The 2,861-nt window shown below is 32.7% G+C and carries 2 protein-coding genes and 2 pseudogenes; all 4 read right to left on the bottom strand.

What is annotated here, in order from left to right:
* Positions 1 to 120, bottom strand: a pseudogene (locus F6K06_RS33335) (IS701 family transposase); the annotation flags it as partial.
* A 311-nt stretch (positions 121 to 431) separates the two neighbouring features.
* Positions 432 to 1,523, bottom strand: coding sequence for a COR domain-containing protein (locus F6K06_RS34460; RefSeq protein ID WP_353734931.1), 1,092 nt, complete (start codon positions 1,521 to 1,523; stop codon positions 432 to 434).
* Positions 1,506 to 2,003 (bottom strand): annotated as a pseudogene (locus F6K06_RS34455) (leucine-rich repeat domain-containing protein); the annotation flags it as partial. The gene F6K06_RS34460 and the pseudogene F6K06_RS34455, both read right to left, overlap by 18 nt.
* A 93-nt stretch (positions 2,004 to 2,096) precedes the next feature.
* Positions 2,097 to 2,318, bottom strand: coding sequence for a leucine-rich repeat domain-containing protein (locus F6K06_RS33320; RefSeq protein WP_124143255.1), 222 nt, complete (start codon positions 2,316 to 2,318; stop codon positions 2,097 to 2,099).
* Positions 2,319 to 2,861 lie beyond the last annotated feature (543 nt).

Here is a 2,861-nt window from a genome sequence, read left to right as displayed (position 1 = left end):
TAAATAACGATTAATTGTATCATGGCTAATATTTTCTAGGTGATTGGCTAGGTTAGTTATGGTATAATTTGTATGAGAATTTAGCAAATATTGACAATCATCAATATAGTTAAAATTCATATCGATCGCTCTCTACAACATTTCTAGATAATTAGACTTGTCGCGAAATAAAACCTTAAAGTGAAATGGGAAAATTCTGGTTTTCACTGATTAAACTATGCTACCATTAAGTAAAAATTCCAGAGTCCAGCCGCAGTGAACATGAAGCGATCGTCGCGCATCTTTAATGTGATTTCGATACAATCCTCTCCCTGCATTATATCTCTTCACGCCAGATATTGTATGTTCACATTTGACGCTAACGCTACTTTTCTCTCTATTGAAAAGTTGATGAAAACAAGGAGGCATGGCCACTGAAGTTGTTTCTTTCATCAGACTTTACCCCGGCCAGTAATTAACGTAAAATACATATCACATATATATTCTACCCTTTTTTTTGCTATTTTTTCACTAAAGTCCCGATAGCAGAGTTTAAATTTAATCATTAATTGCAGTAACTCGTCGTGCATATTGGCATATTTATCTTCATGCCAGATATTTGTTAAATCATCTTTGGTAAATTTGCCAAAATTATCATAAACTTGCGGATTATCTAAAGCTTTATAAACTGCTGCTGTTCCCCATTCTGGTTTAAGAATAACTGTTTTCTTTAACAGTGGGTCATCTTGAAAATGCAGACAGACTCCTAAGTCATGTAAGTAACCACTTAATTGTAATTTATCCTCTCGCTTCTTAAAGCCATTCTCTTCACAAATAGATAAATATTCTGTCAAACTAATATAGTTACGACCATCTGTTTCTAATACTTCACGGACTTTTTTCCAAGTCTTAGGAAGGGCACTGCCAATATGAGGTAAATTACTGATGTAATGTTGGATATCTGTTTGAATTTCTTCTAAACCTCGATTAGTAGCAAGATTGGTGGCTAATATTTCTTTGATATTAGAAAATTGACCTTGTAATGCTATTTGATTAATTTCCCGTTTACGTTCTTGTCTCTCATTTTTGATAATTAATAAAGGACTATTATCGCTCAACAATTCTGCTATATTCAGCCAATAATAAAAGTCTGTATCTTCATTACGAGTATCAGCCACAAGAATATATAGGGAGCGTTTGGTCAGAAAAAATTGGTGAGTAGCATGATAAATTTCTTGTCCGCCAAAATCCCAAATATTCATCTGAAAGTCATGTTGATTTTTTGTGGGAAAATTCCACTGAGAAACTTCAATTCCTTTAGTTGAATCTTCTTCTTGCAGTTTATAGTCTGGGTTTTGAATTTTGTTAGCTAGAGTAGTTTTACCAGCGCTACCTTCTCCAATAATTAGTAATTTGGCTTCATAGAGATAATCTGTTCCTTCTTCTTTTATTTGTTGGAGATACTCTCTAATTGCTTCTATCCCTTTTTGAGCAATTTCTATTGGTGGAGTTTCCAGGGAATTACCTCTTAAACCAAGCCCAATTAAATTCGTGAGTTTAGTGATAGATTCCGGAATAGTTGTTAATTGATTATAACTTAAATCAAGCTCAGTTAAGTTAGTTAATTGAGAGATTGATTCTGGGAGAATTTTTAATTGATTATAACTTAAATCAAGCTCAGTTAAATTGGTGAGTTTAGTAATTGATTTCGTGATGCTTGTTAATTGATTATCACTTAAATAAAGTCGAGTTAAATTGGTGAGTTTAGTAATTGATTTCGTGATGCTTGTTAATTGATTATCACTTAAATAAAGTCGAGTTAAATTGGTGAGTTTAGTAATTGATTTCGTGATGCTTGTTAATTGATTATCATTTAAATAAAGTCTAGTCAAATTGGTAAGTTGAGTAATTGATTCCGGGATGCTTGTTAATTGATTATTTCTTAAATCCAGCCCAGTTAAATTGGTGAGTTGAGAGATTGATTCTGGGATGCTTGTTAATTGATTATTTCTTAAATCCAGCCCAGTTAAATTGGTGAGTTAAGAGATTGATTCTGGGATACTTTTTAATTGATTACTTCTTAAATCCAGCCTAGTTAAATTAGTTAATTGAGAGATTTATTCCGGGATGCTTGTTAATTGATTATCTCTTAAATTTAATACTTCTAGCTGCTCTAACTCGCAAACCTCAGTAGGAATTTCAGTTAATTTTTCATCATCTCTTCTCCAATAATCATGACTTAAGTCTAACTTCTTAAGTTTTTTATCTTTAGCTACTTGTATTCTTTCTTGAAAACGTCGTGGTATCTGATTCTGCTGATTTGTTTTACGAAAAATCATAGCTCAATAAAATAATTTTTACAATCATTGTAATACCTACAAATACAAACATTGATTCTCCGTAACCATCAAAACTTTCTTACTTCAACCCAACCTACAAAAAATTCTGATAGATAACCACCCTATCCTTTAGCTAGAAATTTTCTCAGTATTTCAGTAGTGTGCTAGACATTTTAGTAAAAATCATATAATATTAAGTAGATTAAAAAACTAAGACGTTGTAGTTTTCAGTGCCTGATTTTCACACACCTCAAAACCTACAACAGCAGAAAAACTAAGACGTTGCAGTTTTCAGTGCCTGATTGATCACCATCACAAAATCTACAACAGCAGAAAAACTAAGACGTTATAGTTTTCAGTGCCTGATTTTTCACCACCGCAAAATCTACAACAGCAGAAAAACTAAGACGTTATATTGGGACTTACACAACTTAACTGGCCAAATTAGACTATAATGCTTGTAAATCAATAATTTTACGTCGAAGCGATCGCAAGGAACGAAAGAAACAACCCCTACTGCAATGCCCCCTTGCTTTGAAAGGT

The sequence above is a fragment of the Okeania sp. SIO1H4 genome (genome assembly GCF_010672695.1).
Lineage (GTDB): Bacteria > Cyanobacteriota > Cyanobacteriia > Cyanobacteriales > Microcoleaceae > Okeania > Okeania hirsuta.
The sequence above is the reverse complement of the archived record's forward strand: the minus strand, read 5'-3'. Positions and strand labels throughout refer to the sequence as shown.

Coding starts and splice junctions, on each gene's coding strand:
- F6K06_RS33320 (WP_124143255.1), bottom strand. CDS start 2,318: ATGATTTTTCGTAAAACAAATCAGCAGAATCAGATACCACGACGTTTT.